16 protein-coding genes are annotated in these 13129 nt (G+C 75.6%); 6 read left to right on the top strand and 10 right to left on the bottom strand.

Annotation, left to right across the window (positions count from 1 at the left end; all coding sequences use genetic code 11):
* Positions 1–12: 12 nt before the first annotated feature.
* Both ACI79G_RS12295 and ACI79G_RS12290 read right to left on the bottom strand, forming a co-directional pair.
* Complete coding sequence (locus ACI79G_RS12295; protein WP_456881490.1) at positions 13–591, bottom strand: maleylpyruvate isomerase N-terminal domain-containing protein; 579 nt, start codon at positions 589–591, stop codon at positions 13–15.
* Positions 592–665: 74 nt separating this feature from the next.
* Entirely contained in the window at positions 666–1307 is a 642-nt protein-coding gene (locus tag ACI79G_RS12290; protein ID WP_456881411.1) for an ATP-dependent Clp protease proteolytic subunit, read from the bottom strand.
* Positions 1308–1542: 235 nt separating this feature from the next.
* Between ACI79G_RS12290 and ACI79G_RS12285 the strand changes: the two genes are divergently transcribed.
* A complete protein-coding gene (locus ACI79G_RS12285) occupies positions 1543–2292 on the top strand; it encodes an alpha/beta fold hydrolase (RefSeq protein WP_456881410.1) in 750 nt (249 codons plus the stop codon).
* Between the two features lie 32 nt (positions 2293–2324).
* Here the strand turns inward: ACI79G_RS12285 and ACI79G_RS12280 are convergent, their stop codons facing one another.
* Positions 2325–2462 carry a hypothetical protein gene (locus ACI79G_RS12280; RefSeq protein WP_456881409.1) on the bottom strand — a complete coding sequence of 46 codons (138 nt, stop codon included), beginning with the start codon at positions 2460–2462 and terminating at the stop codon, positions 2325–2327.
* A 113-nt stretch (positions 2463–2575) separates the two neighbouring features.
* Here ACI79G_RS12280 and ACI79G_RS12275 point away from each other — a divergent pair, with 113 nt between their 5' ends.
* Positions 2576–3097, top strand: a complete 522-nt coding sequence (locus tag ACI79G_RS12275; RefSeq protein WP_456881408.1) for an N-acetyltransferase family protein — start codon at positions 2576–2578, stop codon at positions 3095–3097.
* A gap of 97 nt (positions 3098–3194) precedes the next feature.
* On the opposite strand, the gene ACI79G_RS12270 is transcribed toward ACI79G_RS12275, so the two are convergent.
* Positions 3195–3374, bottom strand: coding sequence for a hypothetical protein (locus ACI79G_RS12270; protein WP_456881407.1), 180 nt, complete (start codon positions 3372–3374; stop codon positions 3195–3197).
* Between the two features lie 168 nt (positions 3375–3542).
* On the opposite strand from ACI79G_RS12270, the gene ACI79G_RS12265 reads away from it, so the two are divergent.
* Positions 3543–4475, top strand: coding sequence for a ketopantoate reductase family protein (locus tag ACI79G_RS12265; protein WP_456881406.1), 933 nt, complete (start codon positions 3543–3545; stop codon positions 4473–4475).
* On the opposite strand, the gene ACI79G_RS12260 is transcribed toward ACI79G_RS12265, so the two are convergent.
* The 3 genes from ACI79G_RS12260 to ACI79G_RS12250 form a co-directional block, all read right to left on the bottom strand.
* Complete coding sequence (locus ACI79G_RS12260; RefSeq protein ID WP_456881405.1) at positions 4436–4999, bottom strand: N-acetyltransferase family protein; 564 nt, start codon at positions 4997–4999, stop codon at positions 4436–4438. The two genes, ACI79G_RS12265 and ACI79G_RS12260, sit on opposite strands and share 40 nt — an antisense overlap.
* The gene (locus ACI79G_RS12255; protein ID WP_456881404.1) at positions 4996–5616 is read right to left on the bottom strand and encodes a GDSL-type esterase/lipase family protein; all 621 of its coding nucleotides are present in this window, start codon (positions 5614–5616) and stop codon (positions 4996–4998) included. Before ACI79G_RS12255 ends, ACI79G_RS12260 begins: the two co-directional genes overlap by 4 nt.
* A 148-nt stretch (positions 5617–5764) precedes the next feature.
* Complete coding sequence (locus ACI79G_RS12250) at positions 5765–7438, bottom strand: purine-cytosine permease family protein (protein WP_456881403.1); 1674 nt, start codon at positions 7436–7438, stop codon at positions 5765–5767.
* 245 nt (positions 7439–7683) lie between these two features.
* On the opposite strand from ACI79G_RS12250, the gene ACI79G_RS12245 reads away from it, so the two are divergent.
* Complete coding sequence (locus tag ACI79G_RS12245; protein ID WP_456881402.1) at positions 7684–8106, top strand: hypothetical protein; 423 nt, start codon at positions 7684–7686, stop codon at positions 8104–8106.
* A gap of 161 nt (positions 8107–8267) precedes the next feature.
* Here the strand turns inward: ACI79G_RS12245 and ACI79G_RS12240 are convergent, their stop codons facing one another.
* Positions 8268–8648, bottom strand: coding sequence for a hypothetical protein (locus tag ACI79G_RS12240; protein WP_456881401.1), 381 nt, complete (start codon positions 8646–8648; stop codon positions 8268–8270).
* Positions 8649–9004: 356 nt separating this feature from the next.
* Between ACI79G_RS12240 and ACI79G_RS12235 the strand changes: the two genes are divergently transcribed.
* On the top strand, positions 9005–10375 hold the full coding sequence (locus tag ACI79G_RS12235) for a vanadium-dependent haloperoxidase (RefSeq protein ID WP_456881400.1): 1371 nt from the start codon (positions 9005–9007) through the stop codon (positions 10373–10375).
* An 86-nt stretch (positions 10376–10461) separates the two neighbouring features.
* The gene (locus tag ACI79G_RS12230) at positions 10462–11151 is read left to right on the top strand and encodes a hypothetical protein (protein ID WP_456881399.1); all 690 of its coding nucleotides are present in this window, start codon (positions 10462–10464) and stop codon (positions 11149–11151) included.
* Between the two features lie 80 nt (positions 11152–11231).
* Here ACI79G_RS12230 and ACI79G_RS12225 read toward each other — a convergent pair whose 3' ends face one another.
* Both ACI79G_RS12225 and ACI79G_RS12220 read right to left on the bottom strand, forming a co-directional pair.
* Positions 11232–12176, bottom strand: a complete 945-nt coding sequence (locus ACI79G_RS12225) for a quinone oxidoreductase family protein (protein WP_456881398.1) — start codon at positions 12174–12176, stop codon at positions 11232–11234.
* A 73-nt stretch (positions 12177–12249) separates the two neighbouring features.
* Positions 12250–12918, bottom strand: a complete 669-nt coding sequence (locus ACI79G_RS12220; protein WP_456881397.1) for a SemiSWEET transporter — start codon at positions 12916–12918, stop codon at positions 12250–12252.
* Between the last annotated feature and the right edge of the window lie 211 nt (positions 12919–13129).

Below are 13129 nucleotides of genomic sequence, written 5' to 3'. Positions count from 1 at the left end.
CGTCGGACCCTCTCACCCCTCGGTCGAACGGCGGCACTCCCGGATCGACACCGCGTGCGGGGGATCTGCACGCCGGTGCTCCCGGTCACCCGGGCGGTCGGCGACCGAGCGCGGCCAGCAGCCGGTCCTGCGCCGGTGCGTCGTCCGGCACGGGGACCGCCGGCGCGTACATGCCGGTGGCCTGCAGCTGCCCGCCGAGCGCGAGGACCCCGGGCAGCAGGGCGCGGACGGCCTCGGGATCGAGGTCGGCCGGACGTCCGGTCGCGGTCGCCAGGTCCCAGGTGTGGACGACGGGCTCGACGAGGGCGATGCCGAGGAGCTGCTCGACGTCCGCGGGCCCAGCGGGGTGGCCACTCCGGCGCCGGGTGCGGCACCGCTCAGCGCCGCGACGGCTGACTGGTGGGCGCGTCGCCACGAGCCGGCCGGGTCCGGGCCGGCGAGCAGGCCGAGTGCTCCCGGGTCGGCGACCGGCGCACGGGGTCCCTCCCCGGCGAGCATCGCGAGCACCTGGCGCTGCCCGTCGACGAGGTGGCCCAGCAGCTGGCGGGCCGACCGACCGGAGCAGGGCGTGGGCGCGTCCCAGCCCTGCACCGGGACGGCGTCGACGACGGCGCCGAGCCGGTCGAGGGCCCGGAGGTACCGCGCGACCGCGTCGTGCGGCCGGGTCACGGGGCGGCGACCGGGTCGTCGCGGACGGGCAGCGCCGCAGCCGAGGCGACGACGTGGTCGACGAGGCCGTACCCGCGGGCCTGTTCGGCGGTGAACCAGCGGTCGCGGTCGGAGTCGCGCTCGATCTGCTCGACGCTCTGCCCGGAGTGCGCTGCCTGCAGCTCGTTGACGTCCCGCTTGAGGCGCCGGAGCATGTCGGCCTGGATGGTGGTGTCCGACTGCGTCCCGCCGACCCCCGCCGAGACCTGGTGCATCATGATCCGCGTGTGCGGCAGCGAGAACCGCTTGCCCGGCGTGCTCGCGGTGAGCAGGAACTGGCCCATCGAGGCGGCCATCCCGAACGAGTAGGTCGCGACGTCGCAGTCGATGCAGCGCATGGTGTCGTAGACGGCCATCCCGGCGCTCACCGAACCGCCCGGCGAGTTGATGTACAGGTGGACGTCCCGGCGCGGGTCGTCGGCCGAGAGCAGCAGCATCTGGGCGCAGATCTGGTTGGCGATGTCGTCGTCCACCTGGCTGCCGAGGAACACGATGCGCTCCCGCAGCAGGCGGTCGAAGACGGCGTCGTGCAGTGACGCGTGCCCGTTCCCTGCCTGCAGGAACGGTGCGCCCGCGCCGGTGGGCGGAGGAACGTGCATGGGCCGACCCCTTCCGTGGACTGGTGGCCCGGAGTCAATCGGTTCCCGCCATGAGATGCGCGGCAGGAATGGCGCATTCCGCCCGTCGCGCAATTCTTGTGCCATCAGCGAAATGGTCTCGACCGTGACCGTCGACGTCGTCCGGCGCGGCCGGGACGTCCGGCGTCCCGGCGTCCTCCCGGGGGATGCGGCAGGCTGCGGCCGTCGCACCCGGCACCGACACCGCGGAGGACCCGTGACGACCCCGCCCGCCGTGCTCGTGCACGGCAGCCCGGAGACCCCGGCGTTGTGGGACCCGCTCGCCGGCTCCCTGCAGCGGGACGTCGTCCGGCTGGCCCCGCCCGGCTTCGGCGCGCCCCTGCCCGCGGACTTCGGGGCGACGGTGCCCGAGTACCGGGACTGGCTGGTCGGGGAGCTCGAGCTGATCGGCGAGCCGGTCGACCTCGTCGGCCACGACTGGGGCGGCGTCCACGTGGTGAACGTGGCCATGGCGCGGCCCGACCTGCTGCGCAGCTGGGTCAGCGACGCGATCGGCGTCTTCGACGAGGACTACGTCTGGCACGACCTGGCGCAGGTGTGGCAGCAGCCGGGCGCGGGTGAGGACTCCATCGCGCAGATGCTGGGCGGCAGTCCCGCCGACAAGGCCGCGCGGCTGGCCTCGTTCGGCTTCCCGCCGGACGTCGCGGAGCAGGTGGCCGCCGGGCAGGACGAGGACATGGGCCGCGCGGTCCTGGCGCTCTACCGCTCGGCGGCCCAGCCGGCCATGGCCGAGGCCGGCCGCTCGCTGGAGGCCGCCGCCGCCCGCCCCGGCCTTGCGTTGCTCCCGTCGGAGGACTCCTTCGTCGGCACCGACGCCCAGCGGCGCCGCGCCGCGGCCCGCGCCGGTGCCCGGGTCGAGGTGCTCGACGGCCTCGGACACGGGTGGATGGTGGAGGACCCGCCGCGTGCGGCCGTCGTCCTCGAGCGTTTCTGGGCGTCGCTCTGACGGCACCGGGCTCAGCCCGACGGCAGCACCCGTCACCGCGGGGTGGCTCGTGCGCCGACGTCGTCGACGACCGGCACGACGTCGATGCGCTCGGGCGCGACCGCCGGCGGCGTGTGGGTGAGCACGAGGAGCGTCACCTGCAGCTCGTAGGTGTCGGCGTAGCCAGCCATCGCGAACGTCCGTCGACCCATCAGCAGCGCGCCGGTCTCCTCCTGTCCTCGGTGTCTCGTCGGTGGGACCCATCGACCGGGCCGGACTCATCGCGGCCGGTTAGCGTCGCCGGGTGGACAGGGTCCGGGGGCGCGCAGTGACCACCGTCCGGACCGCCACGAGGGACGACGAGCGCCGGCTCGCGGCCCTCGACCGGGTGACGTGGTCGCCGGCCGTGGCCCCCGCGCCGCTGTGGCCGGAGGACGTCGACTTCTTCGGGGAGGCGCCGCCCGGGGACGTCCTCGTGGCCGAGCTGGACGGCGCGGTGGTCGGGTACGTGCGGCTGCGCCGGCCCACGGCCCTGCCGTCCCACCGGCACGTGCTCCAGGTGAACGGGCTGGCGGTCGACCCGGCCGTGCAGCGCCGCGGCGTGGGCCGGGCCCTGCTGGTCGCCGCGGTCGAGGAGGCCCGGCGGCGCGGCGCCCGGCGGCTCACCCTGAACGTGCTGGCCACGAACCCCGGCGCCCGCGCCCTGTACGCCGACTGCGGCTTCGTGGTCGAGGGCGTGCGGCGCGGGGAGTTCCTCCTCGAGGGCCAGTACGTGGACGACGTCTTCATGGCCGTGTCCCTGGAGCCGCACGCCGAACCGGGTTGAGCAGCACCGCTCGTGCGCGCGAGCACCGCAGCCGGTTCGACGGCGGCGCGGGGCCCGTCGGGATGCCGCAGCAGGACCGCGTGCTTGCCCGGCACGGCTACCGCCGGGCGACCGACCGCGGTGTCGGGACCGAGGTGGAGTTCGAGCAGGAGGCCGGCGCGGGCAGCCGGTGCACCAGCGTCAGGGACCGCTCCAGTTCCCGCCCTGCGCCCTGCTGGGTCAGGTCCGACGCGATCGCCAGCTCCGGCGTGGCCCACCAACTGACCGCACGCAGCACCTCTGGACGGGTCGACCGGAGGCCCGCACAAGACGAACTCGCAGGTCAGAGCCGGGACGGCGCCACCTCGGGAGGAGCCGGCCCTGCTCGCCCTCACGCCGGGATGCGCCAAGGCAGGCGCCCGGCGCAGCGACCGGGCCTGATGTCGCCCGGCCGGCCTCTGCTTGCATGTCCGTCGTGACCGACGGAGGGAACGCCCTGACCGGACTGCGCGTCGCCGTGCTCGGCCCCGGCGGCGTCGGCGGCCTGCTGGCGGCACTGCTCGCCCGCGGCGGCGCGGCGGTCAGCTGCCTGGCGGGCGCGGCGACGGTGGAGCAGCTGCGGACGGCGGGCATCCGGCTGGAGAGCGCGCACCTCGGCGACTCCACCACCCCGGTGGACGCCGCCGAGCGGTTGACCGCGCCGGTCGACGTCCTCCTCGTGACCGTCAAGGCCACGCACCTGGACGACGCCCTCGAGCGGGTACCGGCCGACGTCCTCGGCGACGCTCTGGTGGTGCCGCTGCTCAACGGCGTCGAGCACGTCGACCACCTGCGCCGGCGCTACCCGCAGGCCGGCGTCGTCCCGGCGACGATCCGCGTCGAGAGCACCCGCACCGCACCGGGGGTGATCCAGCACGGCAGCCCGTTCGTCACCGTCGACCTCGTCGCCGTCCCCGGGCTCGAGCAGCGGGTGCGGCGGCTGGCCGACGCCCTGCAGCAGGTCGGCGTGACGACGCGGGTCTCGGACGACGAGCCGGCGGTGCTGTGGAGCAAGCTGAACTTCCTCGCTCCGCTCGCACTGCTCACCACCGCCGCACAGGCGACCGCCGGCGAGGTCCGCGGGTCCCGGCGGGAGGACCTGGTCGCCATCGTCGGCGAGGTCGCCGCCGTCGCTCGGGCCGAGGGGGCGCCCGCCGACGAGGAGCAGGTCGTCGGCTTCTTCGACGGCGTCCCCGCGGGCATGCGCTCGTCGATGCAGCGCGACGCCGCGGCCGGCCGCCCGCTCGAGCTCGACGCGATCGGCGGGGCCGTGGTGCGGGCCGCGACCCGGCACGGGATCGCCGTTCCGGTCACCGCCCGCTACGTTGACGAGCTGCGCCAGCGCCACCCGGGCAGCTGACCGTCCTCCAGGGTCAGTGCGAACAGCACCCGGTGCAGGCCGGGCCCGTCGTGGTCGCGGTGCACCGGGACGCCGTCCACGACGTCGTCGCCGGGGACGACCTCGAAACCGAGGCCGCGGTGGAACCGCACCGAGGTGGCGTTGCCCGGACTGGTGAGGCAGGACAACCGACGGGCGCCCCGTCCTGCGACGTGCCCGGCGAAGCGGCGGTACAGCGCACCGGCCACGCCCCGGCGGTGCAGCGCCGGGTCCACCCCGACGACGTGCACGTAGCCCACCTCCGGCTGCGCCGAGGACAGGAACCCGACGAGGAAGGCGCGCAGGTCCCCGGCGGCGTCCTCGACGACCCAGCTGCTGTCCCGGAAGTGCTCGAAGAACAGCCGCGACAGCAGCAGCGCCCGCTGCCGGGCGCCGTCCGGACCGCCGAGGCCGCCCCACCACGAGTCGAGCACCGCGACGACCCGGCCGTGGTCGTCGGGCACGGGGTGGCGGGCACCCAGGCCCGGCGGGAACTCCTCGGTCACGGCACCTCCGGGGACGACGGCGCCACGTGCGCGGCCAGCCAGCGCAGGAACACCGGCTCGACGAGCGCGGCCAGGCGGGCGTAGCCGCGGGTGGACGGGTGGTAGGCGTCGCCGGCCGCGACCTCGGCGACCCACACCGCGTCGTCCGCCAGGCCGGTGGTGTCGACGAACGGCACCGCCCGCGCGCCGCACTCCGCCGCCATGCCGGCGGAGAGGTCGGCGGCTCGCGCGCTCTCCCCTGCCTCCGACACCGGGGGCGGGCCCACGACCAGCGCCGCCCAGCCCCTCGCGGTCGCGGCGTCGAGGACCTCGGCCACCGCGGTCAGCGACCGGTCCCGCGCCACCCGCCGGCGTCCGTCCTCCAGGACGACGTCGTTGAGGCCGACGGCGACGACCACGCCGTACCGGTTCCCGTCGCGCAGTCGCCACGACGCCTCCGCGAGGAAGCGCCGGGCGACGTCGACCGAGGTGTCGCGTCGGACGCCGAGGCCGTAGGCGGTCAGCTCCCAGCCGGCCCGTCGGGCGACCGCCGCGACCGGGCCGACCCAACCCGCGCCGGTCGGGTCGCCGACCCCGGCGGTGAACGAGTCGCCCAGGAAGCAGACCCGCGCGTCCATCAGGCCACCGGGGGACGACGCCCTCCCGGAGGGCCGCCACGGCGTCGCGTCGCCACGGGGGACGCGGCGGCGGGACGGGGGACGGCGACGACGGTCATGGCGCCAGTATGGGCATGCACCGTCGTGCATGCCCGACCGGGAACCCGCGTCACGGGCGCGCGGGTGCACCTCTGACCACCTGAGCCGGCAGCACGTGGTCGCCGACGCGGTCGGTGGACAGGCACAGCGAGCAGACGTGCGCGTCGTGGGTGGCGCAGGCGGTCATGTCCGGCCGCTCGTAGTCCTGCCGGCAGACGTGGCAGGTCAGCGACTCCCCCGACGGGTTGCCGTGCTCGTCGAACATGGGGGCGTCGATGCCGTCGTCCGTGCGCCGCAGGTAGTACCGCCCGCGGGTGGCGACCGCCAGCACCGGCGGCAGCACGAACGCCAGGCCGATGGCGACCAGCGGGGAGTACGGCCGCAGCACCTCGCCGAGGCCGCCGAAGAAGCACGCGATCGAGACGCCGGCCGCGACCAGCATCGAGACGAAGCCGACCGGGTTGACCGCGTAGAGCATGCCGCGGCGGAACTCCGGTGCCTTGGGCGAGATGCCGAGCAGGTACTTGTTCACCGCGATGTCGGTGGCGACGACGACCACCCAGGCGATGCCGCAGTTGGCGTAGAAGCCGAGGATCGTGTTGAGGAAGTCGAACATGTCCGCCTCCATCAGCACCAGCGCGATCGCCAGGTTGACGCCGAGGAACACCAGCCGTCCCGGGTAGCGCCCGGTGACCCGCGTGACGCTGTTGGTCCAGGCCAGCGAGCCCGAGTAGGCGTTGGTCACGTTGATCTTCACCTGGCTGATCACCACGAGGACGACCGCGAGGGCCATCGCCAGCCACCCCGGCATGAGGTCCCGGTAGATCTCCAGGAACTGGTGCACCGGCTGGTTGGCCACCGCCGCGCCGTCGGCGACGGTGGCGATCACCCAGACGGCGAGGAACAGCCCGATCACCTGCTTGGCCGCGCCGAACAGCACCCAGCCCGGGCCGGCCAGCAGCACCGCCGTCCACCAGCGGCGGGCGTTCTCCGGCGTCTTCGGCGGCATGAACCGCAGGTAGTCGATCTGCTCGGCGATCTGCGCGATGAGCGACAGGCAGACGCCGGCGGCCAGCAGCGCCGAGCCCACGTTCGGCGACTGGCCGTCCTCGCCGCGGTAGGCGAGGAACGCGTCGATCGACTCGGGGTGGGCGACCAGCAGGTACCCGAACGGGATCACCATGAGGACCAGCCACAGCGGGGTCGTCCACACCTGCAGCGTGGAGAGCACCTTCATCCCGTAGACGACCAGCGGGAAGATCACGACGGTCGACACCAGGTAGCCCAGCCACAGCGGGATGCCGAGCCCGAGCTCGAGGCCCTGGGCCATGATCGAGCCCTCGAGGGCGAAGAAGATGAAGGTGAACGTCGCGAAGACGACGTTGGTGACGACCGAACCGTAGTAGCCGAAGCCGCTGCCCCGGGTGATGAGGTCCAGGTCGAGGTTGTAGCGGGCGGCGTAGTAGGCCAGGGGCAGCCCGGTCAGGACGACGACGACCGCGAAGACGGCGATGCCCCACAGCGCGTTGGTCGTCCCGTAGCTGATGCCGATGTTCGCGCCGATCGCGAAGTCGGCGAGGTAGGCGATGCCGCCGAGCGCGGAGGTCGCCACCACCCCGGTCGACCACCGCCGGTAGCTGCGCGGGGCGAAGCGCAGGGTGTAGTCCTCGAGCGTCTCCCTCGTGGCCGTGTCCGTCGGTGGCGCGGCGGCCGCGGCCGCGGTCTCCAGCTCGCTGTGGGTCATGGCGTCCCCCGGGGTCTGCGTCGGTGACATCGGTCCCCGCAGACGCTGGTGGACCGGTGTTGCCCCGACGTTCCGGGTCCATGACGTCTGTCGACCGCGGCGACGGCACGCCCGGGGCGTCCGACTCCCTCGGCCGCCCGCGGTGGGTCAGGATGGGGGCACGACCGCGTGCCCCCGTCGACGGTGGCGGCGGAGTGCGCCGTGGCAGTCGGCCGGGGGGACGCACGCCGGGAGAGGGGCCCACCGTGTCCGACGACCCACCGCAGACGAGCAGCACCCCGACCCCCCGGCGAGGTCGCGGACCGGCCGGGCCCCGGGGAGACCTCCCACGGGCGGGGTCGGACGCGATCGACCGGGGGTGGGAACGGGACGACGCCGCCGAGGCGCGCGACGGCGCGGCCGCCAGCCGCGACGTCCGCGCCGACGAGCGGGACCGGGCTGCCCGCGAACGCGACGAGCACGCCGTCGACCGCACGCCGAGCGCCGCGGACAGGGCCGGGCAGCGGGCCGCCGACAGCGCCGACCGCGAGGAGGCGCGCCAGGACCGGCATGCCGCCGCGCGCGACCGCCGGGCGGCGCAGGCCGACCGCGACCAGGCGGCGCAGGACCGGGTGGCCGCCCGGGCCGATCGCGAGCAGGCCGAGGTCGACCGGGCCCAGCAGGACTGAGGCCGACGCCGTTGCTCCGGAGGCGGTCAGTCGCCGGGGTCGCTGCCGGCGACGAGGCCGGCCAGACCGACCCCCGGCTGCCGTCCCGCCTCCGCCCACTGGCCGGCCCACCGCGGGCGCCCTCCCCCGCGCCGCTCGGGGTGGGCTCTCCCACGCGGGGGTCAGGTGCGGCCGAGAGCGGACACGCGCTCCTCGCGGGCGGCGCGCAGCAGCGGCACCAGCCGCGGATCCCGGAGGTCCTCGGCCCGGCGCACGGTCAGCTTGCGGAACGCCTTCCCGGTGCCCTCCAGCAGGCCGCCGTGCTCCAGGTCGGCCCCGTGGTTGAAGCCCAGGTTCAGGTGCCGGGCGAACGTCGCCAGGTAGGCGTAGTGCTCGCTGTTCTTGGCCGGCCCGACGCCGTAGCCGACCGTCCCCTGGTGCGGCCAGACGACCCGGACGACGTCCGGGTCCACCTCCCGGACCAGCGCGTCGGCGGCACGCACCAGCTCGGCGACCCCGGGCGCGAGCCGGGCCAGCAGGACGTCGAGGTCTGCGGTGGTCATCCCGGGAGTGCACCACCCCGGTCCCGTCGCGCCTCGCCGCCCCTCCGGACGGCCCGCGGCGGAGGCGTGGGGTGGGCCCCGGGCCGGGCGGCGAGCGGGTCCGCCCGCCCCTGGGTGGTCTGGCGCGTCGTCGCCGACCCGGTCGACGGACGGGGGCGGCGAGCCGACCAGCCCGCTCCCGGAGCAGCCGAGGTGCCGGACGTCCCTTCGCCCTCCGTACTCGGCTCGTAACGTATCGGTCACGCATGGGCTCGGCGACCGACCGGGAGGCGGTGACGTCCGCCACGCTCCCCGCCCACGGAGGCGCCCGTCCGGACCGACCGGGAGCGCTGGTCGCCGCCGGCCGGAGGATCGGCATGCGCAGGCCCATCACCCGACGCGAGGTGCTCGTCGCCGCCCTGGGCACGGGAGCGGCCGCCGTGCTGCCGCGGACGGCTTCGGCGGCGACGGCAGGTGGCACGGGGCCGGGCGGCGTGACCGCCGCGGGGCACGCCGCCGACGAGGCGCTGTCCTGGCTCCAGACCACCTACGACCTCGTGCTGGGGGAGAACCTCAGCCCACCGGCCGCCGCCCGCACCTACGCCCACACGGCGATCGCCATGTACGAGGCCGCCGTCCGGGGGATGCCCGGTCACCGGTCCCTGGGCGGTCAGCTGCGGGACCTGACGACGCCGGCACCGCAGCCCCTCGCCGCGCTGATCGACTGGCCGGCCGCGGCGGTGGCGTCGGCGGCTGCCGTGCTGCGGCAGGTGCTGCCCTTCGCCGGCGTCGGCACGCGGACACTGCTGGACCCGGCCGAGGCCGCGGTGCTGGGCCGACGGCGCGCCGCGGGTGTGCCCCAGCGAGCCCTGGACGCCTCGGTGGCGCACGGCCGGTCCGTGGCGGGACACCTGGCCGGCTGGATCGCCGGCGACGGACACGCCGGGACCGTGGGCCGCTCGTACACCGCGCCCGCCTCCGCACCCTGGCACTGGGTGTCGACGCCGCCCAACTTCCGACCGGCGATCGAGCCCCACTGGGCCGAGGTCCGGCCGATGGTGCTCAGGAGCGCCGACGAGGTCGAGCCGGAACCGCCGCTGCCCTTCTCGACCGAGCCGGGGTCGGACTTCCACGAGCAGGCGGTGGCCGTCCACCGCCAGTCGGTCGCGAACACCGCCGAGCACCGGGCGATCGCCCGCTTCTGGACCGACAACCCCGGGTCGTTCACCCCACCGCCCGGCACGCCGACCGGCCTGCCGTCCGGCCACTGGATGCTCATCGCCGGCCAGGCGCTCGCCCTGCGCGGGGCGCGGCTCGACGTCGCCCTCGACACCCTCGCCGTCACCGGGATCGCCCTGCACGAGGCGTTCCTCAACTGCTGGACCTGGAAGTACCGGTACAACCTGCTCCGCCCGGTCACCTACGTGAACCGGTACCTCGACGGGGGCTGGTCGAGCCTGGTCAACAGCCCGCAGTTCCCGGAGCACACCTCGGGGCACAGCGTCGCGTCACCGGCGGCCGCCGCGGTGCTCACCGACCGGCTGGGCACCTTCTCCTTCACCGACCACTCGCACGACGTCCGCGGCCACGCGCCACGCACCTTCGCGTCGTTCCACGACGCCGCCCAGGAGGCCGCCCGGTCGCGGCTGTACGGCGGCATCCACTTCCCGCACGCGATCGAGGCGGGCCTCGCGCAGGGCGAGCAGGTCGGCGCCCTGGTCCTGCAGCGCGTCCGCACCCGCCGCTGAGTCCCGTCGTCCCCACCCGGGGGCGCCCGCCGGGCGTCCCCACCGTCCCCGCACGGTCCCGCCGTGCACCAACGGAAGAAGGTCCCATGTCCGCCTCCTCCCTGCGCCGCCTGACGACGGTCACCGCCGCGGCGGCCGCGCTCGCCGTCGCCGTCCCCTCGCCGGCGCTGGCCGGCGACCTGTTCTTCTCCAGGTCCTCGGGCATCCAGGTCTCCACCACCTGGCTCGAGGTCGGCGAGCTGCCGCCGGCGGCCGACGCGCCGGGCAACGCCCACTTCGGCGACCTCTACGTCGAGGACCTCGGCAACGGCCGGGCCCGGGTGTTCGGCACGGTCCACGACGTCGAGTGCGACGAGGGGACGACGCCGCAACTGCCCGCCGGCGGGCACGGCGAGCCGGCCCCTGCGGACGGCCCGTGCCAGCTGCTCGGGACCCGCTTCGTCGAGGGCGGCCAGGTGACCTTCACGGTCGACAAGAAGCTCACGACGGCGAGGCTGACCGGCACGCTCGCGGTCGGCAGCGGGCACGGGGACACGACGGGCAGCCCGGCAGTGGACATCACCTGGACCGGCGTGGGCGACACCTACAGCGAGCGGCAGAGCGGCACGTTCGTCGACGAGTACGGGACCTGGACCTACCGGTACGACTTCACCGGCCGGGACGCCGTGGTGGCCCCGGGCAGCCGGATCGGGCCGATGGTCTTCGACGACGAGGCCGGCGAGTCCTCCGCGTCGCTGCTGGGCAGGTACCGCTCCTCGGACCGCCAGCGCTCCTGAGCCGGCCGTGCCGCCGGGCCGCTCTCCCGGCCTGGCGGCACACCGGCCCCCGACCGTCGCCGTCGACCGGACCCGGAGGGTCACACCGTCAGGAGCAGCTTGCCGGTGGTCCGGCGTCCCTCGAGGTCCTCGTGGGCGCGGCCGGCCTCGGCCAGCGGGTACCGGCCACTGATGCGGACGTCGAGCCGGCCGGCGGCGACCATCCCCAGCACCGCACCGGCCCGCTCGCGCAGCATCTCCGGGGTGCGGGTGTAGGTGCCCAGCGTCGGCCGCTGGACGTACAGCGAGCCGTGCGACGCCAGCTGCTGCACCGGCAGCGGCTCGGGCTGCCCGCTGGCGGCGCCGTACACGATCATCCGCCCGGTCGGCCGCAGCGCGGTCAGCCCCGCGGCGAACGTCGTCCGCCCGACGCCGTCGTACACGGCCGCCGCACCCTCGCCGCCGGAGAGCTCGCGGACCCGCTCGGGGAAGCCGTCGTAGCCGACCACCACCTCGTCGGCGCCGGCTCCCCGGGCGAGCTCGGCCTTCTCCTCGGTGGAGACGGTGGCCAGCACGTGGCCGCCGCGGGCGCGCACCAGCTGGATGAGGAGCAGCCCGACTCCCCCGGCCGCGCTGTGCACGACCACCCAGTCGCCCTCGGCGACGGGGTACGAGTCGGCGGCGAGGTACTGGGCGGTGCAGCCCTGCAGCACCACGGCGGCGGCAAGCTCGAGCGGCACGCCGTCGGGCACCGGTACCAGCTTCTCCCGCGGCGCGGCCACCCGGCCGGCGTAGCTGCCGGCGACGTCGAGCCAGGCGACCCGCTCCCCCGTGCCGACGACGGTGCCGGCCCCCTCCGCGCCGACGACCCTGGGCAGGTCGCCGCCGTAGGGCGGACGCCCCTCGCGCTCGTACACGTCGCGGAAGTTGACGCCCACGGCCGCCACGTCGACCAGCACCTGCCCCTCGCCGGGCTCGGGGTCGGGCACCTCGCGGACGGTCAGCACCTCGGGGCCACCGGTCCGCTCCATGAGCACTGCCTGCACGTCGTCCTCCCGTCGTCGGCCGTGCCCGGTGCCTACCACGGACGTCGGGACCGTGCCGGGCGCAGCCGGGAGGTCAGGCCGCGGCCAGCACCGCCCGGGACGCCCGCCGCGGGACGGCGCGGGGAGCCGTCCTCCGGGCCCGCAGGACGGCACAGGTCGCGACCGCGCAGACCAGCCCGAAGCCGGCCGACAGCCACACCGTCGGCTGACCGAGCAGCCAGCCGTAGACCGTCCACGAGGCGCACGAGCCGGCGCCGAGGTACCAGCGCGCCGAGGACATCCCGGACAGGTCCTGGGTCCGGTCGAACAGGATGCTCACCAGCTGGGGCAGCGCGGCGACGATCCCGACCAGGGTGACGACCGCGCTGAGCCCGGCCGCGACCGCGACCGTCGCGGCACCGAGGACGACGGCGACGACGCTGACCGCGGCGAGCGCGGCCAGGCCTGCGGCTCCCGCGGCGGTGCGGCGGAGCTGCTGCCCCGTGCGCAGCTGCGGCTGGGCGCGGAGCAGGGCGACGAGGACGGCGGTGTTGCCGGCGCCGACGACGGCGTGGGTGGCGATCTGCGGTCCGTCACCGACGAGGAGACCGAAGGTCAGCCAGCAGAGGTTGAGACCGACGGCGAGCCAGCTGCCGGTCGGGGAGAGACCGAGCGTGCGGCCGTGCCGGCAGGAGAGCCAGACCTGGGGCCAGACGACGGTGATGCTGAGGGCGGCCGCGGTGGAGCCGAGGGCGGCGATCATGGTGGAGCGGGGATCCGTTCGGTGGACTGCGATGGGCGCGGCCACCGGCGGGCTGTCCGCCACACGCCGGCCCCGGGCACTCGTCGGTGAGCGCGCAGCGGGATTGGCCAGAGGGGTCATCGGCGGCCCGGACCCGTGACGGGAGGCGATCCGGCGTGATCGTCCTGTGACCTCGCTCATCGCCGTGGCGGGGGTCACGCGGGGCTCCGAG

This window comes from Geodermatophilus sp. SYSU D00779, from assembly GCF_054050595.1.
The sequence above is the reverse complement of the archived record's forward strand: the minus strand, read 5'-3'. Positions and strand labels throughout refer to the sequence as shown.